Origin of the sequence: Paenibacillus rubinfantis (genome assembly GCF_001486505.1) — a bacterium.
Taxonomy (GTDB): Bacteria; Bacillota; Bacilli; order Paenibacillales; family Paenibacillaceae; genus Fontibacillus; species Fontibacillus rubinfantis.
Window position 1 is genome coordinate 327,127 of record NZ_LN909066.1, and the last position, 26,830, is coordinate 353,956.

At 54.2% G+C, this 26,830-nt stretch carries 21 protein-coding genes and 1 pseudogene; 11 read left to right on the plus strand and 11 right to left on the minus strand.

Annotated elements, in window-relative coordinates; genetic code table 11:
• The first annotated feature begins 4 nt into the window (after positions 1-4).
• Complete coding sequence (locus BN3277_RS19090; protein ID WP_059045472.1) at positions 5-361, plus strand: LytTR family transcriptional regulator DNA-binding domain-containing protein; 357 nt, start codon at positions 5-7, stop codon at positions 359-361.
• Positions 362-460: 99 nt separating this feature from the next.
• Here the strand turns inward: BN3277_RS19090 and BN3277_RS19095 are convergent, their stop codons facing one another.
• Both BN3277_RS19095 and BN3277_RS19100 read right to left on the minus strand, forming a co-directional pair.
• Positions 461-1,453 (minus strand): aldose 1-epimerase, encoded by a 993-nt coding sequence (locus BN3277_RS19095; RefSeq protein WP_059045474.1) that lies wholly within the window; start codon positions 1,451-1,453, stop codon positions 461-463.
• A 119-nt stretch (positions 1,454-1,572) separates the two neighbouring features.
• Positions 1,573-2,835 carry an MFS transporter gene (locus tag BN3277_RS19100; RefSeq protein ID WP_059045476.1) on the minus strand — a complete coding sequence of 421 codons (1,263 nt, stop codon included), beginning with the start codon at positions 2,833-2,835 and terminating at the stop codon, positions 1,573-1,575.
• A gap of 103 nt (positions 2,836-2,938) precedes the next feature.
• Between BN3277_RS19100 and BN3277_RS19105 the strand changes: the two genes are divergently transcribed.
• From BN3277_RS19105 to BN3277_RS19120, 4 genes are all read left to right on the plus strand, one after another.
• On the plus strand, positions 2,939-3,826 hold the full coding sequence (locus tag BN3277_RS19105) for a C40 family peptidase (protein ID WP_059045478.1): 888 nt from the start codon (positions 2,939-2,941) through the stop codon (positions 3,824-3,826).
• 174 nt (positions 3,827-4,000) lie between these two features.
• Positions 4,001-4,921: a type 2 periplasmic-binding domain-containing protein gene (locus BN3277_RS19110; RefSeq protein ID WP_059045480.1), complete on the plus strand. Its 921-nt coding sequence runs from the start codon at positions 4,001-4,003 to the stop codon at positions 4,919-4,921.
• Between the two features lie 98 nt (positions 4,922-5,019).
• Positions 5,020-6,072 (plus strand): LacI family DNA-binding transcriptional regulator, encoded by a 1,053-nt coding sequence (locus tag BN3277_RS19115; RefSeq protein WP_059045482.1) that lies wholly within the window; start codon positions 5,020-5,022, stop codon positions 6,070-6,072.
• A gap of 111 nt (positions 6,073-6,183) precedes the next feature.
• Positions 6,184-8,625, plus strand: coding sequence for a glycoside hydrolase family 94 protein (locus BN3277_RS19120; protein WP_059045485.1), 2,442 nt, complete (start codon positions 6,184-6,186; stop codon positions 8,623-8,625).
• 78 nt (positions 8,626-8,703) lie between these two features.
• Here BN3277_RS19120 and BN3277_RS19125 read toward each other — a convergent pair whose 3' ends face one another.
• Positions 8,704-10,221 carry a DHA2 family efflux MFS transporter permease subunit gene (locus tag BN3277_RS19125; RefSeq protein ID WP_059045487.1) on the minus strand — a complete coding sequence of 506 codons (1,518 nt, stop codon included), beginning with the start codon at positions 10,219-10,221 and terminating at the stop codon, positions 8,704-8,706.
• On the minus strand, positions 10,211-10,663 hold the full coding sequence (locus BN3277_RS19130) for a MarR family winged helix-turn-helix transcriptional regulator (RefSeq protein WP_232436468.1): 453 nt from the start codon (positions 10,661-10,663) through the stop codon (positions 10,211-10,213). The genes BN3277_RS19125 and BN3277_RS19130 overlap by 11 nt, the downstream gene beginning before the upstream one ends.
• A gap of 244 nt (positions 10,664-10,907) precedes the next feature.
• On the opposite strand from BN3277_RS19130, the gene BN3277_RS19135 reads away from it, so the two are divergent.
• The 3 genes and pseudogenes from BN3277_RS19135 to BN3277_RS25360 all read left to right on the plus strand — a co-directional run.
• The gene (locus BN3277_RS19135) at positions 10,908-12,158 is read left to right on the plus strand and encodes a methyl-accepting chemotaxis protein (RefSeq protein ID WP_059045489.1); all 1,251 of its coding nucleotides are present in this window, start codon (positions 10,908-10,910) and stop codon (positions 12,156-12,158) included.
• Positions 12,159-12,266: 108 nt separating this feature from the next.
• Positions 12,267-13,151: an RNA polymerase sigma factor SigJ gene (sigJ, locus tag BN3277_RS19140; RefSeq protein ID WP_059045492.1), complete on the plus strand. Its 885-nt coding sequence runs from the start codon at positions 12,267-12,269 to the stop codon at positions 13,149-13,151.
• Positions 13,152-13,176: 25 nt separating this feature from the next.
• A pseudogene (locus BN3277_RS25360) lies at positions 13,177-13,308 on the plus strand (carboxymuconolactone decarboxylase family protein); the annotation flags it as partial.
• Positions 13,309-13,371: 63 nt separating this feature from the next.
• Here BN3277_RS25360 and BN3277_RS19145 read toward each other — a convergent pair.
• From BN3277_RS19145 to BN3277_RS19165, 5 genes are all read right to left on the minus strand, one after another.
• The gene (locus tag BN3277_RS19145; protein ID WP_059045494.1) at positions 13,372-15,564 is read right to left on the minus strand and encodes an alpha-galactosidase; all 2,193 of its coding nucleotides are present in this window, start codon (positions 15,562-15,564) and stop codon (positions 13,372-13,374) included.
• 134 nt (positions 15,565-15,698) lie between these two features.
• Entirely contained in the window at positions 15,699-17,468 is a 1,770-nt protein-coding gene (locus BN3277_RS19150) for a polysaccharide deacetylase family protein (protein WP_059045496.1), read from the minus strand.
• Positions 17,469-17,516: 48 nt separating this feature from the next.
• Positions 17,517-19,331, minus strand: coding sequence for a glycosyltransferase (locus tag BN3277_RS19155; RefSeq protein WP_059045497.1), 1,815 nt, complete (start codon positions 19,329-19,331; stop codon positions 17,517-17,519).
• A gap of 58 nt (positions 19,332-19,389) precedes the next feature.
• A complete protein-coding gene (locus tag BN3277_RS19160) occupies positions 19,390-20,706 on the minus strand; it encodes a nucleotide sugar dehydrogenase (protein ID WP_059045498.1) in 1,317 nt (438 codons plus the stop codon).
• Positions 20,707-20,726: 20 nt separating this feature from the next.
• On the minus strand, positions 20,727-22,184 hold the full coding sequence (locus BN3277_RS19165; protein ID WP_059045499.1) for a polysaccharide deacetylase family protein: 1,458 nt from the start codon (positions 22,182-22,184) through the stop codon (positions 20,727-20,729).
• Between the two features lie 196 nt (positions 22,185-22,380).
• On the opposite strand from BN3277_RS19165, the gene BN3277_RS19170 reads away from it, so the two are divergent.
• Positions 22,381-22,875 carry a LysR family transcriptional regulator gene (locus BN3277_RS19170; RefSeq protein WP_059045500.1) on the plus strand — a complete coding sequence of 165 codons (495 nt, stop codon included), beginning with the start codon at positions 22,381-22,383 and terminating at the stop codon, positions 22,873-22,875.
• Positions 22,876-22,881: 6 nt separating this feature from the next.
• Here BN3277_RS19170 and BN3277_RS19175 read toward each other — a convergent pair whose 3' ends face one another.
• Together BN3277_RS19175 and BN3277_RS19180 are read right to left on the minus strand one after the other, a co-directional pair.
• A complete protein-coding gene (locus tag BN3277_RS19175) occupies positions 22,882-23,088 on the minus strand; it encodes a DUF5957 family protein (RefSeq protein WP_059045501.1) in 207 nt (68 codons plus the stop codon).
• A 41-nt stretch (positions 23,089-23,129) separates the two neighbouring features.
• A complete protein-coding gene (locus BN3277_RS19180) occupies positions 23,130-24,587 on the minus strand; it encodes a multicopper oxidase family protein (RefSeq protein ID WP_059045502.1) in 1,458 nt (485 codons plus the stop codon).
• A gap of 161 nt (positions 24,588-24,748) precedes the next feature.
• Here BN3277_RS19180 and BN3277_RS19185 point away from each other — a divergent pair, with 161 nt between their 5' ends.
• Both BN3277_RS19185 and BN3277_RS19190 read left to right on the plus strand, forming a co-directional pair.
• Positions 24,749-25,435, plus strand: coding sequence for a response regulator transcription factor (locus BN3277_RS19185; RefSeq protein WP_059045503.1), 687 nt, complete (start codon positions 24,749-24,751; stop codon positions 25,433-25,435).
• Positions 25,436-25,491: 56 nt separating this feature from the next.
• Positions 25,492-26,808 (plus strand): sensor histidine kinase, encoded by a 1,317-nt coding sequence (locus tag BN3277_RS19190; RefSeq protein ID WP_232436469.1) that lies wholly within the window; start codon positions 25,492-25,494, stop codon positions 26,806-26,808.
• Positions 26,809-26,830: the final 22 nt, after the last annotated feature.

The window sequence follows — 26,830 nt, forward strand, 5'->3', positions numbered from 1 at the left end:
TGGAATGATGAACGTCGGACTCGAAGAAAGAGGCGTCTATGAGGACCTCAATCCTTATGAGACCTATTTCTTCAAGATCGGAGCTCACGGACTGGTTTGCTTCCATGGACGGAATTACAGTATTAAACAGAGATTATCCGCCGAACAGACCTCGAAGCTGATCTCGGACCCTCGCTTCTACCGCATCAGCACGAACTGCTATGTCAACCTGTCCCAGGTCTCCGAAATTCGCGACAATGTCGTATGGTTCCGGGATGAACGACACGGCATCAAGACGATTCATGTGCCCAGACGCAACCTGGAGCAAATGAAGCGGCTGATACCGTCACAACGCGGCAAAGTGACCGCCGAGGTGAACTAACCCTCCGTTAAGGGATTCCCGCCTGCCAACGGCCAATGAAAAAGCAGCCTGACCTGCGTCGTCATCGACGGCCGGTCGGCTGCTTTTTCGTGGGTCTTCTTATTTCAGGTACAGACGGGAGCGTTCCTCCCAAATCTCGCCGGGAAGCAGGCTGAACAACCCGATCTCTTCCGCCGGCAAGTTTGACTTCGGCGCGTTCACCAAATTGATTTGCGGCTCAGGGCAGAAGAAGCCCTCCGTTGCTCCGTTGTTCCAAATCATCCATTGCTTATAGGAGGTTCCCACGTCGTAAACAAGGGTTTTGCCCAGTTTCGTATCGGTGAGCTCCATTCGGTTTCTGCCGTTTTGCGGCACGGCCGTATAATGGTTATCCATCGAAGCGAAGAACGGGTATACGCCTTCCCCTTGCATCTCCAGCTCTTCCGCCGTCAACGGTTGATAGGCTCCGGTCGGGAGCATCCGCTCGCTCATTTGCCAACGTTGTCCGATCGTGAGCTTCACCCGGTAGTCTTTTGCCGTACTTTGCGGCGCAAACGGGGCGTTCACCGCTGTATGGAAGGCCAGCAGGCACGGCATCTCCTTATTGCCGTCATTGCGGATGAATACTTGCTGGGCTAACCCGTCATCGCTTAAGGTGTACTTCAGCCGGACGGTAAATTTGAATGGCAGATAGCGATACACCTCATGGTTCTCGTCAACCGACACCTTAACGGTCACATAACTCTCCAAAGGGGTTTGGCCGAAATCCTCGACCTCCCAAGCCGTCGTATGTAAGAATCCGTGCAGGTGGTTGTGGGTCGCCGCCTCATTCACTGGGAATTGAAGAACTTCGCCCTTCCACGGGAATAGGCCGTCTTCATAGCGGTTTGGCGGGAACAGCACCGGAATGCCGTGAACTCCCGGGTTACTTTTAAAAGCCTCCATCTCGCTCTCCCCAGGTTCGCGCAGGAAGCGGTAACCGCTTTCGACATCGCGGAAAGCGATCAGATTCCCGCCGATTTCTGGCAGCATCACCGCTTCATAGCGCCCGGATGTAAGCCATACTGCTTGTTCACCTTGATAGGTGCCTTCATAAGCCGTTCTTTGTGCCATGGATGATAGTCTCCCTTCATTGCTTTGCTGCTCAATTTGTAATATACCTTAAAGCGCTGCCAAAAGTCACCCCTGTCCGTCATACAGGGACCATCTGGTTCCACCAGTTTCACAAATAATTACAGATCGCGCAAAATCCGTCGCCCCAAGCTAGCAGCTAATGCGATCATCGCTGTACCAACAACGAGCTGCATGCCAAACACCTGAGTCCAGATCGGCCGAGCTTCGATCCATTCCAGCACTTGGCCGCCCAGCAGCGGGCCAAAGAAGGAGGCAACGCCGGTGATCGCGGAGTACATCGCCATATACATCGGACGTTCCGGCTTGGGCGTATCCCCGATCATAAAGTTAAAGGCCAGCTGGTTGAAGCCGCCGACCCCCACCCCAAACACCATGTGGGCCAGGAAGAGCACGGGCAACATCGGCAAAAAGGATAAGCCGCCCCAGCAGAGAATGGCAAGCGCAATGATCGGCAGCGTCCAGAACAGCAGGCGGCGATTGCTGTATCGCGCATTCAGATTCCCCCATACATAAAAGCTCGCCATCATAAACACCGTTTGGGTCACATTCAGCAGCGAAATGGTTTGGTAATTGATGTGCAGCAGCTCCAGCATGACATACGAGTACAGTGGAACAACCAGGTTCTGCAGAAGGAGGAAGCCGGCCAGGAATAAGGTGGCTTTCATAAAAGCTCCGTCGCGGAGCGGCTTGCGCAGCATCGGCATAAACTTGCTCTCGGCCGAACGCTCGAAGGCCACATCAGGATAGAACATAAACACAACGATGTTGGCGATCGCACAAATCCAAATCACGATATACAAGTAAAAGAACCCTTGCGCAGCCGGATAATGATCCAGCACCATCCCGCCCAAAAACATTACCAGCGTGTTCAGTGCATTAAGGAACGTATTCCGAATCCCGAAATACCTGCCCCGCACGCGGGCCGGTACAATATCGCTGATTAGCGAGTTCCACAGCATCGCGCCAACTGTATTAAACATAAAGGCGACGATATAGAATCCGATAAACCCGGCCACCCAATAACGATGCGGTAAAATAAACGGAACAAGACCCGTTGCTCCCCAAAGAATCCGGTGCATTCCGACAAACAGCACCAGCGCCCATTTTCGGCTGGTTAATCGTTGGATCAGGAAGGCGACCGCAATCTGGGCGATATTCACAAAGGTCGTGATGGCTAGCACGAAGCCGATCTGCGCCGAATTCGCCCCGAGATACAGCAGAAATCCGGTCAGGAATTGACCGCCAAGCAGCGTTTGAAAGATCGTGGAAGGCACACCTTCCCAAGTGGCGATCGCCAGATTGCGGCGCTGCCGGGACGGCTTGCGCTGTACATGCGTTTTAAGGTTAATGCTGCTCCTCATGATGGTGGATACTCCTTTAGCTCCTGCCCGAATAGTTCGATCTCTTTTTTTACATACTTCAAGTGACTCGCTAATCTGAAGGAAATGGAGTGCTGCTCAGCTTATGCGCAAATCCTTGAAGTTTGGGATGTTCCTTGTTTGTATGACCTTGCCGATCCTGCTTACCACCGCATGCGGCCAACAGGACCGGCTCCGCTCAAATTCCGTCCCTCCCGCCGATAACTCGCCAGTGAAAACGGAAGCCGTTACCGACGCTGGCGGCACGACCTGGGTGCCGCTGACGCAAGTGGCGCATAGCCTTGGCTTGCGGGTGCAAGAAACGGAAGATCGCGCCAATCTCGGCTTTAGTGATGTGATGTTTACCGTTCAGCCGAGCCAACGGCATGCGGTCTCCTTCGGACGTCCGATCTCCTTGCCGCAAGCTCCGGTGCGGGAGAACGGTCAAGTGTATATGACGATGGATTCCGTATCCGCCCTCATCCAATCGAAGGCCCGGCTGGATTCCCGTACAGGAGCGTTGGCCTTTGACCGTATTACCCCGGCAGGCAGCAATGTTCCGCCGCAGACGGGAACCAGCCGATACGGAATTCTCGGCGTTGCCGAAAATCGCGATGAGATGGTCGCTTATGCCAAGCAATATTTGGGCGTTCCCTATGAATTTGGTGCCCCCCCCTATGAACAATCCAAAACGTTCGATTGTTCATCCTATACTCGACATGTCTTTAAGAAGTTTGGCCAAGATCTACCTCGGCTGGCCCGCGATCAAGCCAAGGAAGGCGTATCGGTCTCGCGTAGCGAGCTGCAAGTCGGGGACTTGATCTTCTTCACCGTCCCCGGTCGGTTTAAATCCGACAATATCGCCGGCCATGTCGGCATCTATATCGGGGACGGCAAATTCATTCACACCTGGGGCTCCCCCGGGGTCCAAATCAGCCCGCTTGACAGCGGATACTGGAGCGACGTGATCATCTCTATGCGCCGGGTTCGTTAATCCAAGCTAAGCTCCATGAAGCAAAGGCCGGGGAACCGCAAGGTTCACCCGGCTTTTTTTTCATTCCGGAAGGCCATTTCCCTTCGTTACAAATACAAAGTATAATAAATGTATGCATCACTTTCCATATAATATTTATACATTAAAACCCGATGGATTCAGAGGAGAAAGACGATGGACAACGACAATTTAAAACAGGCTTATCAACTGCTGGACCTACCCGAAAACGCTTCCCGCGAGGAACTGGAGCGAGTGTTCGACATCTTGCTGCGCAAATCGCGCTCCCGCCACCTTGACCCCGGCGAAGCCGAAGAAATCGAACAAAAAATTCAGGCTTACAAGCGGATCGTAGAGGCGGATGAACAGCGAAAAATCGAGGAGTTAAGCCGCAAACGTTATGAGAAGTGGGGGAAATTCGCCGGTACCGCTGAGAAGGTTGACGATTTTTTCCGGCTCTACCGAACGCATGTCATTATCGGACTTATTGCTGTAGTCGCCATTATTTTCGGTACGAACGCCTATCTGGACCACCGCGAGGAGCAAAAACGGCTGGCCGCCCTGCCCCCTGTGGATTTGTCGATCATCCTGGCAGGCAATTTTATGACCGACGATCAGAACGGCGGCGTCGATGCCCTGGAGCAAGCCATGGCGGCGCAGATCCCCGGTTTTAAGCGGGTGGAAATCGAAAACGTGTATTTGCCACCGCAAGGGGAAGCCGGGCTGAGCACCGCGGATATCGCTTATCAGCAAAAGGCGATGGCCGTGATCGCCTCAACCGTTCCGGATATTTATATTACCGATGCCCCTACCTTCGAGTGGCTGTCCAATGGCGGCGCTTTTTTCAACCTCGACGACGTAGCGAACGGCGAACTGAAGGGGCTGCTGACAGAGGACAACATCGTTAAGGATGTATCGGACGAAGATAATACCGAGCATGTGTACGGAATTAACGTCACCGACAGCACCCTCGTTAAGGATCTGCCGCTTGGCTTTAATGAGATGATCATCTCTCTGCGCGGCGATACGAAGAACGAGGACAAGGCGATCGAGCTGATTAAGCACTATCTGGAGAATCTCCCAAAGGCGGCGGAATAGCCGCCTTTTTTACATGCGATTTTCGCAATTGATTAATTTCGAGGGATGCTATAAAATAACCCTATAAACGCGCGTTTACGAAAGTGGGGACGAACCTTATGCGCAGCGAAGACATTGCTAAACTGGCCGGGGTGTCCCGCAGCACCGTTTCACGGGTAATCAACAACTATCCGAACGTTCCAGAAGCGACGCGGGCCAAGGTGCTTCGCGTCATCGAGCAGCACCATTATGAACCGAACAGCTTTGCCCGGGCGCTGGCAGGCAAAAGAACGGATACGATCGGCCTGTTCGCCATCAGCATGACCGAGAAGGAAGACACCAGCCGCATCTATCAGAACAGCTACTTTGCCCCGATCGTTGACATGGTCGTCGATACGGCGAATGCCCGCGGATTTTATGTGCTGATTCATACCGTCTATTCGCCGGGGGATTTTCAGAAGGTCAAGCAAGCCTTCTTGCAGAAGCGAATCGACGGCGGGATTCTGGTCGGCACGCAGAAAGACATCGAGCTCGTTCGGGAAATGGTGGATCAGGAAGCGCCGCTGGTGCTGGTCGATTACGACATCGCAGAGATTATGGCAGAGCGGCTGAACAAGAACCATCTGGCCGTTATCAACTCCAATGACTACGAGGGTACGGTCCAGGCGATCGACTATTTGATCGACTTGGGGCACCGGGACATCGGCATCCTGAAAGGAAGCATGAATACGTATTCGGGGCGTGAGCGATACTTAGCTTATGAACACACGCTGAAGAAGCACGGATTGCCGCTGCCCGAAGCTTTTATCCTTGAAGGCGAGTTCCTGAAGGAGAGCGCCTACCGCGAAACCCTCAGGTTGATCGAGCAAGGAACGTTGCCGACGGCGTTGTTCTGCGCGAACGACGCGATGGCTTTCGCCGCGATGGAAGCGTTTGCCGAACATGGAATCAGCGTGCCGGAGCAGCTGTCCGTCATCGGCTTTGACGATGGCGAGCTGGCCTCTCGCCTCACGCCGAAGCTCACGACCGTTCGGCTCCCCGTGGATGAAATGGCCAAGGCTGCCGTATTAAAAGTGATTGAGCTTTGCGAAGCGGAGCAGCCCACATTCAGCACGGTTAGCTTCCCAACCCGTTTGGTGATTCGGGATTCGTGTCAGCCCCCGATAGGATAGTCCGGTGTACTTGATGCACCCTCCTCCTCTATTCGATCTCCGATCGGCTGGGGGGAATCTTTTTTCAGAAAAATAAACGCGCGTTCACAAACGAAGGGAGAGTTCCTATTCATGAAATTCGGAGCATTTGATGATCAGCGTAAAGAGTATGTGATTCATACGCCGCAAACCCCTTACCCTTGGATTAACTACCTCGGCAACGAGCAATTCTTCGGACTTATCTCCAACACAGCCGGCGGTTACACCTTCTATCGGGATGCCCGCTTGCGCCGGTTGACCCGGTACCGCTACAACAACATTCCGCTCGATACCGGCGGACGTTACTATTACCTCCGCGACCATGACAACGGTGATTTCTGGACACCAGGCTGGATGCCGGTGAAGCGCGAGCTGGATTTCTACGAATGCCGTCATGGATTGGGCTATACATCAATTACCGGGGAACGCGGCGGGATTTCGGTGACGCAATTGGCGTTTATTCCGCTTGGCTACAATGGCGAAGTGCATCGTCTGACGGTCAAAAATACAAGCAACCAGACGAAAAAAGTCTCCCTCTTCTCTTTTGCGGAGTTCTGCCTGTGGAACGCCCAGGATGACATGACTAACTTCCAGCGTAACCTGAGCACCGGTGAGGTGGAAGTGTTGGATTCGGTTATCTACCACAAAACGGAATACCGCGAGCGCCGGAATCACTACGCTTTCTATTCCGTCAACCGGGATATCGATGGCTTTGACACGGATCGCGAATCGTTTGTGGGCTTGTACAATGGCTTGCACGAGCCGCAGGTCGTCGTAGCCGGCAGAGCCTCCAACTCCGTAGCCAGCGGCTGGTCGCCGATCGGTTCGCACGAAGTGACGCTGAAGCTGGCGCCGGGAGAAGAACAAAGTCTGATCTTCGTCCTGGGTTATGTTGAACTGCCGGAAGAAGACAAATGGGAAGCGCCAAGTGTGATCAACAAGAAACCTGCACTCGAAATGATCGCGAAATTCGCTACGGACGCCGACGTGGATCGTGCCTTAGCGGATTTGGCTGCCTACTGGGATGGCTTGCTGTCCAAATACCAAATCCAAAGCGGTGACGACAAGCTGAACCGCATGGTTAACATTTGGAACCCGTATCAATGTATGGTGACGTTCAACATGTCGCGTTCGGCTTCCTATTTTGAATCCGGCATTGGCCGCGGCATGGGCTTCCGCGATTCCAACCAAGACTTGCTTGGTTTCGTGCATCAAATCCCAGAGCGCGCCAGAGAGCGGATCCTCGATATCGCCGCTACGCAATTCGAGGATGGCAGCGCGTATCACCAATACCAACCGCTCACGAAAAAAGGCAACAATGAAGTAGGCAGCGGCTTTAACGATGACCCGTTGTGGCTGGTGTCGGGTACGGCAGCTTACATCAAAGAGACCGGCGATCTCAGCATCCTCGACGAGCAAGTGCCGTTCGACAGCAATCCGGACAACACGGCAACGCTGTTTGAACACTTAAAACGCTCCTTCTATCATGTCGTGCATAACCTCGGACCGCATGGCTTGCCGCTGATCGGCCGGGCCGACTGGAACGACTGCCTTAACCTGAATTGCTTCTCCAAGGAGCCGGGCGAATCGTTCCAAACGACCGCCAATATCGAAGGCCGTGTGGCCGAATCCGTATTCATCGCCGGCCTGTTCGTCTTTGTGGGTCCAGATTTCGCAGAAATCTGCCGCCTGCGCGGGCTAGACACGGAAGCGAAGGACGCGCTCAACTGGACGGAGAAAATGCGCAAAACGACGCTGGAGCACGGCTTTGACGGCGACTGGTTTCTGCGCGCCTACGATCACTACGGCGAGAAAATCGGCAGCAAGGAAAACGCCGAAGGACAAATCTTCATCGAGCCGCAAGGCATGTGCGTCATGGCCGGTATCGGCGTCGAGGAAGGCTTGGCCGCTAAAGCGCTCACTTCTGTTGAGGAGCGTCTGGATACGAAATACGGTATCGTGCTGCAACAGCCGCCGTATTCGAAATATTATTTGAACCTGGGCGAAATCTCCAGTTACCCGCCTGGGTACAAAGAGAACGCCGGGATCTTCTGCCACAACAACCCGTGGATCATGATCGCTGAAACCGTCTTGGGCCATGGCGATCGGGCGTTTGAAGTGTATGCCAAGATTGCACCTGCTTACCTCGAGGACATCAGCGAAATCCACCGGATGGAGCCGTATGTCTACTCGCAAATGATCGCCGGGAAAGACGCGGTGCGTCACGGCGAAGCGAAGAACTCCTGGCTCACCGGGACGGCCGCTTGGAACTATGTGGCAATCACACAAGCGATCCTCGGCATCCAAGCCGACTTTAACGGCCTTAAGGTGGAACCTTGTATTCCGGCCGCTTGGGACGGCTACGAGATCACCCGCGTCTTCCGCGGCGACACTTATGTGATCAAGGTAAGCAACCCGAACCATGTGGAGAAAGGCGTGGCCCGTATCACCGTCGACGGCCAGCCGATCCAAGGCAACGTCATCGCCCCGTTTGGCGACGGCGGCGTACACCAAGTTGAGGTTGTGCTTGGGTAACCCATAAACACAGCAAAAAAGGTACAACTGCTCAGAACGATTTGAGCGGTTGTACCTTTTTCGATTTACAAAGGGACTTTAAGCCTTTGCCGGCTTCCTCCCGTTCTCCTCTTTGCCCGAGTCCTGACCTTCCTTATTCACCTGAACTTTGCGGATAAAGAAAGCTAAGACGAAGGCTACCAGCGTAATCCCCGTCGCCACAACGAAGGCAAAGTCGATCCCGTTGATCGTCGCATCCCGGGTGAGCAAAGCCACTTGCTGAGCGTTAGCCGGATCCTTCGGATTGATTCCGGCCGCGAGGATCATCTCCGTGGCTTTATCCTTCGCTCGCGTGGACATGATCGTAACGAGAAGTGCGGTACCCAGCGCGCCAGCGATCGTGCGCAGCGTATTGGACATTGCGGTACCATGGGCATTCAGCCTTGCTGGCAACTGATTGAGGCCGGCGGTCTGAATCGGCATCATCAACATGGACATCCCAAACATCCGCGCGGTATACATCAAAATGAGATGCGAATACGTCGTGCTGTCGGTCAGATTGCTGAATTCCCAAGTCGTCACCGCTGTGATGGCTAAGCCGATCACCGCCAGCCAGCGAGCGCCGATCCGGTCGAAGATCATCCCGGTAATCGGCGACATGATCCCCATTAGAATCGCCCCCGGCATTAACAGCAGCCCGGACTCCAGCGGGGAGAAGCCGCGAATTTTCTGCAGGTAAATCGGCAGCAGAATCATCGCCGCGTACATCGCCATCGTCACCACCACATTGATGATCGTAGTCAGCGAGAACATGTCGTACCGAAAGACGCGGAACTCCAGCATCGGTTTTTTCGACCTCAATTGACGCCACAGGAACAAGCCTAAAGCGACAACACCAACAACCAAGCTGACGATAACCTCCGTCTCCCCCCAACTGGTGCTGCCGGCTTCACTGAAGCCGTACAGGACGCCGCCGAACCCCAGCGTCGACAAGACGATCGACAGAACGTCCAGCTTCGGCCGGCCAACCTGGGTTACATTTTTCATAAAGATCACGCCGAGAAAAATAGAAAGCACCGCAAACGGCAAAATGATCCAAAACAACACATTCCAAGGGTGATGCTCAATGATCCAGCCGGAAAGCGTCGGGCCGACCGCAGGGGCGAAGATCATGGCGATCCCCATCATCCCCATTGCTTGGCCGCGCTTCTCGATCGGAAAGATCGTCAGGAAGACAACTGTCATCAGCGGCATCAGCACGCCAGCGCCTGCCGCCTGAACCAGCCGCCCGAGGAGCACCAGTTCGAAGCTGGAGCCAATTCCGCAAATAAAAGTCCCCGCCGAAAACAACACCATCGCCGAAATAAACAGCATTCGCGTGGTGAACCGCTCCATCAAAAAGGCGCTGATCGGAATCAGGACACCGTTCACCAGCATAAATCCGGTCGACAGCCATTGGATCGTTGTCGCGCCAACGCCCAAATCATCCATCATTTGCGGCAGGGCGACATTCATCAAGGTTTGGTTCAAGATCGACACAAACGCTCCGATTAAGAGCGCCATGACGATCGGCCACCTTTTGAGTGGGATGGCCGGTACAGCAGTTTCATGATCCATAGGTTTCTTCTCTCACTTTCTCTAAAGACGCGATAATTTTATGATGCGTTTGCAGCATATGGTCGATATCCTTCTCCGCTGCCTCCAGTACAATCGAAATCGTCCGGGTATACTCGAGGTCAGTCTGCTGATAAATCTCCATTCCTTTGTCCGTGATCTGCAAGATAACGGACCTTCGGTCGCTGTCCAACCGCTCGCGCACCACCAGTCCCGCTTTGACCAGGCGATCGATCACGCCGCTGACCGTGCTGTTCCCCATCCGCATTTGATCGGCAAGCTCCGTCACCCCGATATGCGGGTTGTTCTGAATCCTTTTTAAAGCCATAAACTGGATGCCGGTAATGCCGAAGGGCTCGGCTTGTTTTGATAACAGTTGGTAAAATGCCCGCTTCACCTCGCGGAAGGACTCCACGATCTCATGCATGCGTTGTTTCTGATCCAAGCGGCTCTCATCCTTTTTGTTTCACTCTTTAATATTTCGTATACGAAATATATTCATTACTATATTTAACAAGGGTTCCAGTTGGTTGTCAATAAGAAATTGGCAACCGCCAAGGTTCGGCAAGATCAGAAATTTTTCAACTTTCGGTTAGGATTTCTCGGAATATTTCGTCCTATACCCGCGACGCACAGGGTGCTATAATTATGGTAGAATTCACCTATTCCTTAAGGAGGACATGATTCCCATGACATGGTTCAACCGACTTCCCTTAACCGGAAAGATCTCCGCCGCGTGTTACCTTGTGGCTGCGCTCTTTGCCGTCCCTTCACTGCTCGCCTTCATCCTGCTGGGACATCTCATCATCGGAATCTTGCTGATCGCTGTGTTGGCAGCGCTTACCTTTCCGCTTTCGCGTTATCTTCAGAAAGCGCTTACGGGTTCATTCGATGATATCACCAGCGCTTCCGCAAAAATCGCCAAAGGCGACTTTACCAGTCGAATTATGGAGTCGGGAGGCATGGATGACCTCAGCCGTTCCTTCAACAGCATGGTGGACAAGCTGCGCAAGATCCTGCAAGAGACTTCCGATATCACCCGCAAGGTGATGGATTCCAGCCGAAGCATTTCCGACCGAAACCAAGAGTTGATTGAAGTCATGACCCAAGTCACCCACTCCTCCAACGAGCTGGCACTTGGGGCCAATGCGATTTCTGAAGATGTCAGCGGCATGAAAGACGCGATTGGTGAAATCGAGCAAAAGGTAAGCAATTACACGGACGCCACCCGTGAGATGAATCAACGTTCCGACGAAATGATTCAGCTCGTGGAACGCGGACGTGAATCCGTCTCCCGGCAAGCGAACGGCATGCGCAAAAATATCGAAGCCACCGAGAAAGTCGCCGATTCCATCGAGGCTTTGGCCAAAAATGCGCAAGGCATCACCAAAATTACCGCCACGATCTCGGAGATTGCCGAGCAGACCAACCTGCTGTCGCTGAACGCCTCCATCGAGGCAGCCAGAGCAGGCGAGCATGGCGCCGGCTTTGCCGTGGTTGCCCATGAGGTTCGCAAGCTGGCCGAAGAATCGACCGCCTCGACCAAAGAGGTATTTAACCTGGTCCGCAGCATCGAACTGGACGTGAAGCAGGCGGGGCAAAACATCAAAATCAATGAAGAGGTCGTCCGTCAGCAAAGCGAAATGATTCGCGAGGCGGAGCAGATCTTCCAGGAGATCGTCCAAAGCGTGCAGTACATCAGCGGCGAAATCGCGGCATTCTCCAGGGAGAGCGAAGCGATGCTGGAAAGCGCACAAAATATCTCTTCGGCGATCCAGAACATTTCCGCCATCACCGAGGAATCCGCAGCAGGCACCGAACAAGTCTCGGCATCCATGAACGAGCAAATCACTTCGATCCGGGCGATGGCCGAAGAGGCCGAAGCGATGAAAAATGCGGTGTTCCAGCTGCAAAAGACGATACATATCTTCAAGTTCTAGTCGATCTGCGCCAAAGCCCAGCCCTCCGCTTAGAAATGGGGCTGGGCTTTTCTCATTTTTTCGAGATAATAGATAAAGAATCGTTATTGAAAAGGAGGGTTGGCAATCATGCCGACATCGGCCCGCTTAACCCAGTTTTATCAAGATTACCGTCATTCGATGACCGCCCTCTCCTACCGGCTAACCGGTTCCTGGTCGGAAGCTGAGGATATTGTGCAGGACGTGTTTGCTGAGCTGCAGCAGAACGTGCAGGCAGACCCGATTCGCCAGCCGAAATCCTACTTGATGCGCGCCGTTGTGAACCGTAGCCTGACCGCCCTGAAGTCCCCTCGGTTGTCCCGCGAAACGTACACCGGTCCGTGGTTACCCGAACCGGTCTTTGAGCCGCCTCCGGAAACACAACTCGATCGTTTGCTGCGGGAGGAGCAGGTCTCTTATGCGTTTATGGTCTTACTGGAACGACTCACCCCCGATGAGAGAACCGTCTTTGTTCTAAGGGAATCGTTTGCTATGGAATACGAGGAAATTGCCGACATCTTGGGAAAAAGTGAAGTGGCCTGCCGCAAATTACTGAGCCGGGCCCGGCAGAAGGTTAAGGCGGAGCCTGAAGTAGCTCCTGCGGATGAGAAGAAGGTGGCCAAGTGGACCCGCGAATTCTTAAAAGCCGCAAAAACCGGAGATTTTGGCCCTCTTCTGGAGATCATTCGGGAGGATGCCGTCTTGATTTCCGATGGTGGCGGGAAAGTTAGGGCAGCGATCAACCCGATTGTTTCCCGGGAACGGATTATGGCTTTCTGGCAGGGGATCCAAGCCAAGGGTTCCCTGGCTGGCGAGTGGGCACCCACTGTAATCAACGGAGAACTCGGACTGGTCCATTATCGCGAGGGACGGGTCGCTCACGTGTTTATTTTCGAGGGGGATACACAAGGACGAATCCAGCGTTTCTACATGATCGGCAATCCCGACAAAATTAGTAGAGCCCCTCGCCCTTAGAATAGATGTGCAGCAAACAGGGTTGGTGCGCGGGTTTTTCAGCGAGAAAGAAACGATCGACTTGATCTTCGCCATCAACGTCATTAACTGCTGGAACCGCATCGCCATCTCCACCGGGATGTTCCCCGGCTGCCGTGATGCCGCGAAAGAAGCTTAAGGCAAGACAACCATAGACCCAAAAAGACCTGAAGGAGGATCCCCCCCTTCAGGTCTTCTGTATTTAACGTTTCGCTTTCAGTCGGACCATCTTGCTGCTGAAGTCGCCGCGGACCGAAGCCATGGACAAGCCGGCGCTCATCAAGCGGTCGCCGCCATACACTTCCCCGCTGCCAGCCACTTCATAGTCCTTGGCCGGATCAAGCCCTTGCAGCTTGACGCTGCGCAGTGGACCGTTGGGTTCCGCGAGAACGCGGAAGTAAAACAGCAGCGCTTCATTCCGATCCGCGCTGACGAACATCCACGCCGTCTCGTTCCCTTCGAACGGGCTTTGCAGACGATACAAATCGCCTTGCTGAACCAAGCCGCGAATGTCTTTATACAACGCGATCTGGCCTTTGGCTGTTTCCTTCTCCTCGTCCGTAAACTGGGTGAGATCCAATTCGTAACCAAAATTCCCGGACATGGCTACGTCCCCTCGGAATGTCAGCGGGGTCGTCCGCTCCACTTGGTGATTCGGCACCGCGGAGACATGTGCGCCCATCGTTGACACCGGATACACGATACTGGTCCCGTATTGAATTTTCAACCGCTCCGCTCCATCCGTATCATCGCTGGTCCACGTCTGCGGCATGTAATACAGCATGCCCGGATCAAACCGACCGCCGCCGCCGGAGCAGCTCTCGAACAAGATATGCGGGAACTCGCTCGTCAGACGCTCCAGGAGCTCATATAGCCCCAGCATGTAACGGTGAGCAACTTCTCCCTGCCCTTCCGCTGAGCGGGCTGCCGAACCGATTTCCGTCATGTTCCGGTTCATGTCCCATTTGACATACGTGATCGGCACCGTAGAGAAAATGTCGCTTAGACGCTCGTATAGGTACTGGCGCACATCGCTGCGCGACATATCCAGGACGAGTTGATCGCGGGCTTCCGTGCGACGCCGTCCCGGGACGTGCAGGCACCAGTCGGGATGGGCCCGGTACAAATCGCTGTCTGGGGAGACCATTTCCGGCTCGAACCAAAGGCCAAACTGCAGCCCGGTATCCTTGACGCGGCGAGCCAAATCCGCCAACCCGTCAGGCAGCTTGCGGCGGTCCTCGAACCAGTCGCCCAGCGAGTTGTTATCGCGGTCACGCCGGCCAAACCAACCGTCATCGAGTACGAACAGCTCAATGCCCAGCTCGCTTCCCGCTTGAGCAATCGCCTCGATTTTGTCGGCGTTGAAATCGAAATACGTCGCTTCCCAGTTGTTGACGAGAATCGGCCGCTCTTGATCGCGGAATTGCCCGCGGCATAAACGCGTCCGATACAACCGATGATAGGTACGCGACATCCCCCCCAGCCCTTCGGCGGAATACACAAGCACCGCCTCCGGCGTTTGGAAGCGCTCGCCGGGCGCCAGCTTCCAAGTAAAATCAAACGGATTGATCCCGATCGAGACCCGGGTGGTCCCAAATTGCTCGACCTCGGCTTCGGCCGTGAAGTTACCGCTATAGACCAGGCTGAAGCCGTAAACTTCGCCTTGCTGCTCCGTCGCTTCCGGCCGCAGCAGTGCCAGGAATGGATTTTGCTGGTGGGAGCTTGAGCCGCGGCGGCTGCTGATCCCAGTCACGCCCGGAGCCAGCCGTCTGCGCTGGACATGGCGCTCACGTGCCCAGGCGCCGGACAGATACAACGCGTCATAAGAAGCATCCGGGAAGTCGACCGAGGCGCTAAGCGCCCGCTCCAGTTGAATCGGCTCAAGGCTTCCGTTGCTGAACCGGGCCGACCGGGCGATGGCGTCAAAATCGGCAAACACCGTGTAGCTTAACACAACGGTGAGACCGGAAATGCGATCCTCCAGTTCCAGCTCCAGTGTTTCCGCTTCTTGGTCCTGCTCCACATATACGGCAGGCAACCCCTCAAGGGTCGGTTTACCTGGTACGATCCGATGGGAACGGTATGTCAGCTCGGTTGACCGGGTTCCGTTGGAGAGCCGCACTTGATAAGCCGGGCTGCGGAAGTCGCTTGTCCCGTATTGCGGGTACTCCTGCGGGAGCGTATCGAGCGAGATCGACTTATCCTCCGGGATCGGGTTCGGACTGAACGAGGCGCGTTCTTGGAAGGTCAGCAGGTGATCCAGGTTGCTGCCATGACGCAGCTTGGCCCCAAAATAAGCATGGGCGGGATACCCGTGAACCAATTGAATCAAGTAACTTGTATTGCGGGAATGCAAATGGAAAAGGCCTTTCGCTTCATCAAAAAAGATAGGCATTTGGCGATCCTCCCGGAATGTTCTAATCTGACTTTTTTAGTACGAATCTTCTTCCATTCTACTATCTTATCCAGGAGGAGTAACGAGAATAAAGTGATATTATATATGGATTTTTGTGATTTATTCTGCCAAGCTTAGAAGTGATCCATCACCCAATTTACCGCGCCGTCAAACGTAAGCTTCGCCCGCTTTACAAGCCCCTCCCAGCCGGAGAGCCGGTTACTGAACAACACGACTTCGCTTCCATGTGACGAATCCAGCGAAACGATCTCCACGTTCTCAAATACAGCGTCATAGATCCCGTCCTTCTTCTGCGGATCGCTGGCTTGCGATGCCAAGGTGATCTTCCCGGAGCCGATGGAATCGGCAATCGGTTGCCGATCCAGCAACATCTCGCCGTCTACCGTCAGCAAGAGTTCATTTCCCCGCAGCATCACCTCGATGTGCCGAGCATCTTGGATATTGTCCGGAATCTCCGTCTCTTTCGAAGCTCCAGCTGCCGTTTGCTCCTGCGTATAGACCGAGGCCCGGTTCAGAGCCAGGTCCTCCTCTTTCCACGAAACGGGGGACAACTCCTGCTGGTACAGGAGCTCCGGCATGCGGCCGGACTCCTTCTGCTCAATCTTTACCGCGTTGTTCTCCATCGTCAATCGGACATAACTTTCGTGCTCACGGTCGTAACGAAGGTAAATCATTTGCTTGCCGACAACATTGCCAGCAGCGGTTACAGTTACCTTTACATCCTTGACCTCTTCCTTCTGAACAAGCTTGCCGATGCCTTCTGGAGGCGAAGTCAACAGAATCCGGTTGTCGGCAAACTCCGCGGCTCCTCCGGTTGGATCCCATGCATCTGCCAATGCTTCGTCCCCACGGACAAATTTCACCGATTCTCCGGTGTCCTTGCGGATTTTCATCAGCAAATGATTGGTTGACCAAGAGGGCTCCGGTTGCACCCGGGTCAAATCGGTCACTTCCTGGTCTTGGTCATTGTAAGAGGTACCCTCCCGGTTAAAATGCAGCTTAAACATCCGCTCGATGTTAGAAGAATTGGCGGCTGTCACCAGCGGGTTCATCCCTTGGCCAAGCGCATTGGCATGCATGATCATATATACGGAAGGAACGTACCCCAGCTTGCTCGAATAAACCTCTTGCATGAAGGTATAGTCTTGATCAATTCGCGCTTCCATCTGCGTGCGGTTCTCAACCGGAATCATGTTCTCGTCCCGAAGAAAATCCATCAGATAATGGTTGTAATACGCGACGTTCGCCTTGTCGGTCAGTTCCTTCTCGTCCTTCATCCCCACAAACCGTCCGTCCTTATCGAAAATATTGATATAGGTGAGCCGATAACCGTTTGTTCCCATCTCCCAAAATCCGGTTTTCTCCATCTTCAGCATATCCTTCGGCTGGACGAATTTGCGTTCGCTCTTCCCCATTTTGTCCGCATAGGACAGGAATGTAGCCCTGAAATTGTATTTCCTCAGCAGCGGTTCGGCAAACAAGCTTGAATCATTACGTCCATCCTCAAAAGCCAAAAACAGCGCTTTATCCGGCAGCGGCGCGCCTTTGCTGTAGAAATCGATCAGGTCTTGCTGGGAGACCGTCTGGTAACCTTGGTCATGCAGGGCTTTTAACTGCTCGTCCAGCTGACTTTGGGCCATCAGCTTGGCCGTACCGGTCCGTCCGACCCCGAAATAAGACAAGGCGATAAACCCCTCTTGCTGGCTCCACCCCGATTTATCCGGTTCCACATATTGATGAACGTCAAAAACCGCGTAATAGAGCATGGTGCCCAAGCAGATTAATATCGCAGCCTGGAGGATCACCCGGAGGCGTTTTCGGCGGTTCTTGCGACGGACGTTTAAGGCGGTGCTTCTGCTTCGTTTCCGTTTTCGATATCCCATGGCTACCATCCTCACTCCAAACCCATCGATGCTTTAACAAATGCTTACTCAAAAAGGGACATCCGTCCCCTTGGTCTTCTGCTTCCTGCGGGCTTCCTTCTTACGTTTAGCTTCAACATCCTGCGGCGTTTCCCTCGTCCCCCAGGTGGACTTCCAGAACGTGACCCAGGCCACAGGCATTTGCCACAAGAGAACGAATTCGTAGAACAAGCAAAAAACAAAACCAAACACCCACAATCGGCTTTTGCGAAACAACAGATGGGCCAAGCTCATCAGCATCGCCATCATCAGCAATCCCGTCAAGAACGTCCCCGGGAAAATGCCGTATACGGCCGGGACGTAAACGAGATTGTACAGCACAACAATCGGGGCGGCGATCGGAACGATAAGCCCAATGTAGAAGAACAACGCCATAAATGGCTCTTTCCGCCAAATGAACCCCGCCGCCCGCAGCGATTCGCGCAGCCAGGACCGTTTCCACCGCATCTGCTGCTTCAAGAAAACGTTCATCCGCGAAGGGACGATCGTGGAGCAGATCGCCGAGTCCTGATAGGCGGTGCGATGCGTCTTTAGAATAAAATTGGTCATGCTCCGGTCATCGCCAAAGGTCGCCGGTTGACCAAGGAACTTCTGGTTCAGCCAAGCAGCGGCATGTTTCAGAATCAGTTCCTTGCGGTAGCAGGACAACGGACCGGATAAGCAAGTCACGCTATCGAACCAGGATTCGGCTGCTTTCATAATCCGAAAAGCGATATAATATCGGACGGTTTGCAACTTGGTCACGGTATTCGTATACTTGTTCTCCACATCCGTGCGTCCGGCGACCCCGCCCATCTTCGGATCCTGAAAGGGTTGGACTAAGTGGCGAATTGCGGTAGGAGCCAGGAAGCTGTCCGAGTCCACAAACACGACCAAATCGTGCTTGGCCATCTCCACGCCTTTCACCAAAGCGACCCGCTTGCCTCCGTTCTCCTCAAGCACGGCATATTTCAACCGTTCGCGGGTGGAGAACCGCTCGGCTTCACCGTGAACCAGCTCCACTACGCTCTGTATTCGTGCCGCGGACGCATCCGTCGAACGGTCGTCAACGACGATCACCTCCAGCTTGTCCAGCGGATAATCCTGATTCATGCAGCTAATGACCGTCCGCTGAATCCAATCCGCTTCGTTAAAACAGGGAATGATAATCGACACGCCCGGCGTATAGTCCGGATTGATCGGTACATCCCGGTATAACGCACCAAAGAAGTAACGCGTAATCAGGAAGGCCGCCGCAATCAAGCTGTATAGGTATAATACCAGGTTATATTTAAAATAAATGACGCTTTCGGCGCGCAGCAGAACGATAAAGAGGACCGCCGCCAGCAGCGTCGCGCTGGCTGAGTACACTGAGAACCCCCAGCGTTTCCGCTGGAGATACGAGGTTAACGGTTCGTCGAATTCGAAGGCAGCCATACGCCGCGTCCCGCCGCCTTCGCCGGGGGTCTCGAAGGTGCGAACTACCGTCGCCTTCAACTTCACTTTTCCCTCGAACCCTTCCGGCATCGTACCTGGAGGCAGCTTGAAACGAAGCTTCACTTGGTCTTGTTCCGTCAGACGCGCTGCCTCCGGCAGCTCGACAAGCACTCCCGTGTAGGAAACGTCCTCGGCTTGACCAACGATCCCCGACTTCTTCCGGCGTCCGTCTGCTAGGATTGTAACCGGAAAATTCGCTACATATCGGAGGCCTAGCTGCTGCAGGCTCATACCGGACAACCGCCGGGGCAGCGCCTTGCGGCGGCCTCTCCGGTCCGCCGAGACGCGCAGATGCTCGGGATCCGGCACATAGGTGAGCGTTCGTCGATCCTCGCGCGGCAGCGCCATGATCTCTTCCTTTGGTTTGGGCTTCCCTCTAAACACGGTTGCTCCCCTATCCTTTCCTTTACAAGCTCCAGTAATGGAAGCCGTTATTCTCGAACCGGCTTCTCGGATAAACGCCCTTCACGTCGAACAGAAGCTTGGCCTGGTCCTTCCGGAACATGGCCTCCACTTCATGGAGGTGAAGCCCGGCGAAATCGCGGTGCGGCACGGCAAGCACCATCACGTCCAACTCCCGCATGGCGTCCATCTCGCACAGCTCGATCCCATACTCCTCATAAGCCTCCTGAGGGTCAACGAACGGATCAGCCACCAGCGGAGTGATCCCGTAGTCCTCCAGTTCCCGGATGATGTCAATCACCTTCGAGTTGCGGATGTCCCGGCAATCCTCTTTGAAGGATAAACCAAGCACACCAACCCGCGAGTGCTTCAAGTCCACCTGCAGACGAACCATTCGCTTGATGATGTTTTGAGCAACGTATTTTCCCATCCCATCATTGATATGACGTCCGGCCAAAATAATCTTCGAATGATACCCGGCATCCTCTGCCTTATAAGTCAGATAATACGGATCAATCCCGATGCAGTGCCCGCCGACCAAACCTGGCCGGAACGGCAGGAAATTCCACTTCGTCCCGGCCGCCTGCAGCACGGCGTTGGTATCGATGTCCATCTCATGAAACAGCATCGACAGCTCGTTCATAAATGCGATATTGATATCCCGTTGGGCGTTTTCAATGACCTTGGCCGCCTCCGCGACCTTGATGCTTTCCGCTCGGTGTACCCCGGCATGTACGATCAGCTCATACAGCTTAGCCACGAATTCCACGGCTTCCCGGTCATTTCCCGAAACGATCTTAACGATATTCTCCAGCCGATGCTGCTTATCCCCCGGATTAATGCGTTCCGGCGAATAACCCACCTTGAAATCCGGTCCGCAAACCAAGCCCGATTCCGATTCCAGCAACGGCACACAAACTTCGTCGGTGACCCCGGGGTACACCGTGGATTCGTAAATGACAACCGCTCCCCGTCGCATGACGCTTCCCACAAGCTTGCTGGCGTTGCGGACAAATTGCAAATCAGGTACATTCCCGCTGCTTACCGGAGTTGGAACGGTCACAATAAAGCAGTCTGCCTCACTTAGCCGCTCCGGGTCCGAGGTAAACTCAACCCCGCAGTTCGCGATCGTTTCGTCTCCGAGATCGCCGGTGGCGTCCTTGCCGCGTAGATAGCCTTCAACCTTGCGGACGTTTACGTCAAAGCCGATGACTTTGGTTCTTTGGGCAAACGCGACCGCAATCGGCAGCCCAACGTATCCTAATCCGATGACAGCGATGGCTGTCTGGCGAGATTTGATGTTCTCAAATAATCGTTCCATGTTAGTTTTTCTCCGATGTCTTAGAATTTGTGCTCTTGAATCAAATCCGCCATTTTCACAAAGGTATACCCCTTATCCTTCAAGCCTTGAATCACGCGGGGCAGCGCTTCGATCGTATGAATATCGTCCAGCATATGCAATAGAATGACGCTTCCCGGCTGCGCCTGCTTCATCACACCGTTCACAATATCGTTGGCGCTGTTCGAGGAATCCCAATCCAGCGTGGTTACATCGTAAAGGGCGATATCGGGATAACCTGCAGCGGCGATGGCTTTCGCCCGTTCGTCGTCGACAACCCCGGTTGGCGGACGGAACAACATCACTGGCTGCTGTTGAATCGCCTCGGTAATGACCTGATGGGCCTTCACTAAGTCTTCCTGCAGCTCCGCCGGAGTTAACGAGGTCACGACAGGATGGCTATAAGAATGGTTGGCTACATCATGACCGCCTTCGACCATGGCCCGAGCCAGATTGGGATTCGTTTCGACGCCTTTGGCCCGCAGGAAAAAGGTGGCCGAAACCTGATGCTCCGCCAAGATGTCGAGAATGCGGGTGACGGTTTTGTCGCTCCCCCAGTCGTCAAAGGTCAACGCAACATGTTTTTGCTGCGTATTCACTTGATAGATCAAGCGGTATTTGGCATTGAGATAATTCGGATTGAGCTCAGCCGCATCATAACCCGGAATTTGCTCCAGCGGCTTTCGGACACCGCCATGCTCGACCAGCTCGTCCAGCGTGACGAGACGGTAACCGATCTCATCCGCCGCTTGGGCAATATACCGGATGGACGGAATGATCTCAGGGTTGATATCCGTATTCAGCGAGATGATTCCGCCCCGATGGATATACCGTTTCACGTAATCGCCAATCGCTTGGGCTCCTTGCATGTCGCGGTCGCGGGGATTAATGTTGTAGCTCACCACACCCTTCATGCCCAGCTGTGCGGCTACCAGCGGGACCTCCTCCGGATAATCGCCGGACTTCGTACGAACGTACTTCGGCTTTACCCCAGTCTGTTTCTCAATCACCTCGTTGCTAAGTGCGATTTCCTTATAGATTTGCTCATATTCCAGATTTTTCAGATCCAGTTGATTTAACGTATTGTTCTCAATCTCATGACCTCGGGCCAGGATCTCAACTGCGATATCCGGCTCCTCTGCTACCCTCATCCCGGGCAAAAAGAACGTCGCTTGAATCTCGTTCGCATCCAGCTCGTCCAGCAGCTGAACCATCGTCTCCCGATCTCCCATTCCATTAAAGGTGAGCGAAAGCTCTTTCTGAGCGGTATACACATACGGAAATTCCAAGCTTTTCTCCCCGGTATATCGCTCGATCACCGGCTTTGGATTAGCTTGTTCTCCGTTCTCCGCCGCGCCTGTGGTTCTTCCAAGCAGATTGCACCCGGGGGTGAATACGACAAGAAGACTCATGATGATTCCGAAGATCAGCGTAGCGGGTTTGCAGCTATGGTGTTTCATGAACGAAACGCTCCTTTTTTCCTGCAAGTCAACCAATGTAATGAATAGGTTAAAAAAGAATTATAGTATAAAACGGGGAGGCCCATTGGCCTATTGTACTTTCTGTTTCTGAACAATTTCTGAACATTGAACAAAAAGCGGGCACCTCCCGACTCCGATCCCTCCGGAACCTGGAAATGCCCCCATAAATAGCAGCTTGACATTCAGTATTTATCAAATGAAGTCCATCGCCCAGCCGGCGCTCAGCAAGACGATAGCCCGGCTTGAGGAGGATCTGGGGGTACCGCTGTTCGAGACAGGCGAGGTGGATCTCTGTTTCACCGCTTCCTCGCTTGAGCATCCGGGGGTACGCGAGCTAGCAGTCCTGGACGCCGAGGTATTCCTCGTCGTTCCTCCCGGCCACTACTTGGAGGTAAAAGAAAGCGTCCGCCTCGCGGACGTGGCGGACGAACCTTTTATCGAATATAAAGCGGGCCATCCGTTTCGCAAAATCAATGAAACGTTTTGCCTGGCCGCGGGCATACGCCCCCGCATCGTCTGTGAGGTAGAGCGTCCTTCCTATCCGATGCTGCGGATCGAAAGCCCGGAGTGCCGGCGCGTCTTCTCCGTTGCTTGGCTGGAGCGCCGATATTTATCCGAAGCCGCGCGGCGCTTCCAGCAGTTCCTGAGCGAATATTACAGCGAGGCTTAATATTGCTTATCGGTTGTTTCGGTGCGGCGTCCGCTTAAGCACGCAGGCACCGGCCAACGCCGCGGTCACAAGCGGCAAATACTTGAGGCCTCTCAGCCACGAGAGGTCCCCTCTCAAGAATGTGACCGCGGAAATCGCTATAATTTCGCTGAGGACTAATCCGCCAATCAAACCACCAATCAAGGCAGCGATAAACCAAAGTACTTTTTTCATTGTAACTTCCTCCTAAGCATTTATCATGTTGAATATTTCGTTCAGTCTGGGAGATTGCCGGATTTGGTTCCCACGCGGTACGGCGTGGTCAACCCCTCGTAGTTCACCATCATCGTCATGCCGTTGGCCGCATGCCCCAGGTTGTGGCAGTGCTCCATCCAGAGGCCGGGATTATCCGCCTGGAAGGCGACCTCGTATTCCTCCCCGCTGAACAACAGAACGCTGTCCGCATAGATGGGGCTGCCCGTCAACGGCTTGCCGTTCTTCGTTAAGATCTTAAAAAGATGTCCGTGCAGATGCATCGGATGCGGGCCGCCAAAGGTATGCTTAAACCGGATTTTGATCCACTCCCCTTCCTTCACAAGGAGCGGGGGAATTTCGTGAAACTTCTTCCCATTGATGTCGAGGATTCCGAGCTTCAGATCGTAGACCCGATCAAACTTCATGTCGGCGGTAATCCCATCCTCGAGCGGGGTTCCATAATCCGTAAAGTCAAATTGCGGCGCGTCCTTGCTCAGCGGATTTGGGGTCGGCCCCTTCCCTAACCGGATGTTCCAAGCTTTGTGTTCTTTGCTGTAGACCTTGACCTGCCCGCTTGAAGGCATCGTAATCAGCACGTCGTATCGCTGCCCTCCGCCGATCGGAATCCACTGCCCCCGGAGTTTTCCCGGACCGTTTAAGTCCTGCCCGTCGATCGAGATCACCCGGAAGTCCGCACCGGCCACGCCGATCCACTGCACCTCACTATATGCATTAATCAGTCGCAGCCTAATGCTCTCTCCAGGGGCTGCATCGAGCTGCAGTCCGTCGGTGTGCCCGTTGGTCAGCTTCAGCTTTTCGTTCAGCAATTGCAACGTAACTGCGTAATCGCGATCGTAGGTGAAATCCGACTGCTTGGGTTCAACGATCAAGCGGCCGATCAGCCCTTTCCCTGCTTGAACCGAGCTTTGTTGATGGGAATGGTACCAGTAGGTCCCCGGATGCCTTGCGATAAATTCATAAGTAAAATGCTCGCCCGGGCCAATGGCGTCCTGAGTGACCCCGGCCACTCCGTCCTGGGAGCAAGGTAGAATCACCCCGTGCCAATGAATCGTGACCCCTTCGTCGATATCCCGATTGGTTAAGGTAACCTTCACCCGTTCCCCTTCCTTGACCCGGAGCTCCGGGCCAGGCGAAGTCCCGTTAAACGTCCAGGCCTCTGTCTTTTTCCCGTTGTCCAGATTTAGAACGGTGTTTGCCGCGGTCAAATCAAAGCTTCTCACCTGCTCCCCAACGGCGGGTTTAACCTCCTTCAGCTCGGTACAGGATATCGCAGCGGTGGATTCGCCGGCGATAGGATGAGACGCGTCGCCATGTTCAGCCCCATGATGCATTTGGCTCATATCCACTTCCTCCGGATAACGAAGCTCATCATATCCGCATGAGGTTAAGAGCAGCAGTGCGCAGAAAGCCGCGATCCCAAGTGTTGATTTTTTATGTTTCAAGCCGATTCCGGCCATGTTGTCTTCCTCCTTCTTGTAGGTACGATCCCATCTTAACGATCAAATGTTGTGAACTTATGACGATCCTTTACGGTTTCCGTGAAATTTCCCGGATGAGATGGAAAGCGGGGAGAAAGCGGATATAATGAGAAAAAACAAGCCTGGGAGGACGAACACCAATGCCGCATACCTTGCTGCTTGTCGACGATGAGCGTCAGGTCATTGAATTTATGGAGCCTTTTTTGCAGCAGGAAGGATTTCAAACCATCACGGCCGCTACAGGACGTGAGGCGCTGCACAAAGCCGCCTTGCATAAACCCTCTTTAGTTGTACTTGATTGGATGCTGCCGGAAATGAGCGGTATCGAGGTTTGTCGGGAACTGCGAAAAACGGGGACGGTTGGTATTATTATGGTGACGGCACGGGTGGAGGAAACCGACAAGCTGATCGGATTGGAGGTGGGGGCCGACGACTACATGACCAAGCCGTTTTCCTTGCGTGAGCTGGCTGCCCGCATTCGTTCCGTACTGCGGCGGATCGAGGGAAACACAGGGACGGAGCAACTGCTGAAACGCGGGGAACTGACGATTTCCGAAGCGCAATGCCGCGTTTGGAAGCGGGACACGGAGATCGCCCTGACGCCAACGGAATTTAAGCTGCTGCTGACGCTGGCTGCAAGGCCAGGTATCGTTTACAGCCGGCTGCAGTTGCTGGCCGCGATGGAAGATGACTTCGCCAACGATGAGCGAACGGCGGACGCCCATATCAGTCGCATCCGCAAGAAAATCGAGGATGATCCGGCCCATCCCTTATACATCCAAACAGTATACGGGTTTGGTTACCGGTTTGTAGCGCCGCAGCCATGACCGTTTCCCGCAAGCTTTTTCTCGTTATCGCCGCTTTCATTTTTGGAGTCAGCCTAATGTTTGTGTTCTTCACCTATTTCACGGTTCGAGACGCTTTAGAGGTCATGCTGCAAACGTCTAGATCGGAGGAAATGAATCTACTGGAGGAGGAACTTGAAACTTATTATCAGAATCACGGAAATTCATGGGCCGCGTTGACGCCTGCCGATTTGGCCCGCCTTGCACCGGACGGGAGGTTCTCGCCTAGCATCGGCCTGATGGATGCCGAGGAGGAGATGCTGTCGGTCAGCGACGACCTGCCGGTTCGAATGCTCCAACGGCTGGGCATCCACCGAGAGCTCTCCAGCGAGGGGAAAATCATCGGTTGGGTTTACTATTACGATACCGATGTGGCAAATTTGTCTAAACTGCGGATCGGCACCCCGATCTCGGTTGTTTTCCTTGTAGGAGCCGGAGCGCTTGTTTTTATCCTGCTCTCGCTTGGCGCCGCTTATTTCGTCTCACGTTGGCTGACGTCCCCGTTGCGCCGGCTCGTACCCCTCATTGACCGATTGGGCGGCGGCGAATTTGGGATTCAGGCTCCGGTGAGCTCCAAGGACGAATACGGCAAGGTTGCCCAGGCGATTAACGACATGTCTATGCAGCTGGCGCAGGCCGAAGAAGTGCGCCGAAATCTGGTCGCCGACGTCGCCCATGAGCTGCGAACGCCGCTCACGATTATCCGCGGCAAGTTGGAGCTCCTGCAGCAAGGCGGCGGCGAAATCCAGCCGGAGCGGCTGCTGCCGATCCAGGACGAAATGATCCGGCTGACGCGGCTCGTCGGCGACCTGCACCAGCTGTCGTTGGCGGAGGCCGGCAAGCTGCCGCTGGAGCTTCGGCCAACGGACATGGGCGAGCTGCTGCGGGAAGTGGCAGAGCGCGTAAGCTGGGAAGCGGAGGCGAAGAACATCGCGATGTCTATCGAGGTGATCGGCGCCTGTGCGGCCGTCTCGGTTGATGCGGAGCGGATGATGCAGGTGTTCCTTAACCTGCTGCACAATGCGATTCGGTACACGCCGGAGGGCGGGCGGGTCCTGATCACGGTACGGGAAGTGGACGCTGCTGCAACGGGCAACGCTAATACGGTACGGATGCTGCAGATTCGCGTTCAAGACACGGGCCCCGGCGTCTCCCCGGAACATTTACCGTATTTGTTTAATCGTTTTTACCGAACGGATGAAGCGCGTTCCCGCCATGGGGGAGGAATGGGGCTGGGATTGGCCATCGCCAAGGAGTTCGTAACGAACCACCGCGGCACTTTGGAAGCAGAAAGCCGCCCCGGTGAAGGAACGGCTTTTATCGTTACGTTGCCGATTGCATCGGCACATGCTTAAATGCTTTTTTACACTTAGCTTA

What these genes read in the sequence shown, in the direction of transcription:
- BN3277_RS19180 (WP_059045502.1), bottom strand. Translation starts at nt 24,587, where the DNA reads ATGGCCGGAATCGGCTTGAAACATAAAAAATCAACACTTGGGATCGCG.
- BN3277_RS19105 (WP_059045478.1), top strand. Translation starts at nt 2,939, where the DNA reads ATGCGCAAATCCTTGAAGTTTGGGATGTTCCTTGTTTGTATGACCTTG.
- BN3277_RS19160 (WP_059045498.1), bottom strand. Translation starts at nt 20,706, where the DNA reads ATGGAACGATTATTTGAGAACATCAAATCTCGCCAGACAGCCATCGCT.
- BN3277_RS19190 (WP_232436469.1), top strand. Translation starts at nt 25,492, where the DNA reads ATGTTTGTGTTCTTCACCTATTTCACGGTTCGAGACGCTTTAGAGGTC.
- BN3277_RS19120 (WP_059045485.1), top strand. Translation starts at nt 6,184, where the DNA reads ATGAAATTCGGAGCATTTGATGATCAGCGTAAAGAGTATGTGATTCAT.
- BN3277_RS19145 (WP_059045494.1), bottom strand. Translation starts at nt 15,564, where the DNA reads ATGCCTATCTTTTTTGATGAAGCGAAAGGCCTTTTCCATTTGCATTCC.
- BN3277_RS19110 (WP_059045480.1), top strand. Translation starts at nt 4,001, where the DNA reads ATGGACAACGACAATTTAAAACAGGCTTATCAACTGCTGGACCTACCC.
- BN3277_RS19150 (WP_059045496.1), bottom strand. Translation starts at nt 17,468, where the DNA reads ATGGGATATCGAAAACGGAAACGAAGCAGAAGCACCGCCTTAAACGTC.
- BN3277_RS19185 (WP_059045503.1), top strand. Translation starts at nt 24,749, where the DNA reads ATGCCGCATACCTTGCTGCTTGTCGACGATGAGCGTCAGGTCATTGAA.
- BN3277_RS19165 (WP_059045499.1), bottom strand. Translation starts at nt 22,184, where the DNA reads ATGAAACACCATAGCTGCAAACCCGCTACGCTGATCTTCGGAATCATC.
- BN3277_RS19175 (WP_059045501.1), bottom strand. Translation starts at nt 23,088, where the DNA reads ATGAAAAAAGTACTTTGGTTTATCGCTGCCTTGATTGGTGGTTTGATT.
- BN3277_RS19125 (WP_059045487.1), bottom strand. Translation starts at nt 10,221, where the DNA reads ATGGATCATGAAACTGCTGTACCGGCCATCCCACTCAAAAGGTGGCCG.
- sigJ (WP_059045492.1), top strand. Translation starts at nt 12,267, where the DNA reads ATGCCGACATCGGCCCGCTTAACCCAGTTTTATCAAGATTACCGTCAT.
- BN3277_RS19135 (WP_059045489.1), top strand. Translation starts at nt 10,908, where the DNA reads ATGACATGGTTCAACCGACTTCCCTTAACCGGAAAGATCTCCGCCGCG.
- BN3277_RS19090 (WP_059045472.1), top strand. Translation starts at nt 5, where the DNA reads ATGATGAACGTCGGACTCGAAGAAAGAGGCGTCTATGAGGACCTCAAT.
- BN3277_RS19155 (WP_059045497.1), bottom strand. Translation starts at nt 19,331, where the DNA reads ATGGCGCTGCCGCGCGAGGATCGACGAACGCTCACCTATGTGCCGGAT.
- BN3277_RS19100 (WP_059045476.1), bottom strand. Translation starts at nt 2,835, where the DNA reads ATGAGGAGCAGCATTAACCTTAAAACGCATGTACAGCGCAAGCCGTCC.
- BN3277_RS19115 (WP_059045482.1), top strand. Translation starts at nt 5,020, where the DNA reads ATGCGCAGCGAAGACATTGCTAAACTGGCCGGGGTGTCCCGCAGCACC.
- BN3277_RS19095 (WP_059045474.1), bottom strand. Translation starts at nt 1,453, where the DNA reads ATGGCACAAAGAACGGCTTATGAAGGCACCTATCAAGGTGAACAAGCA.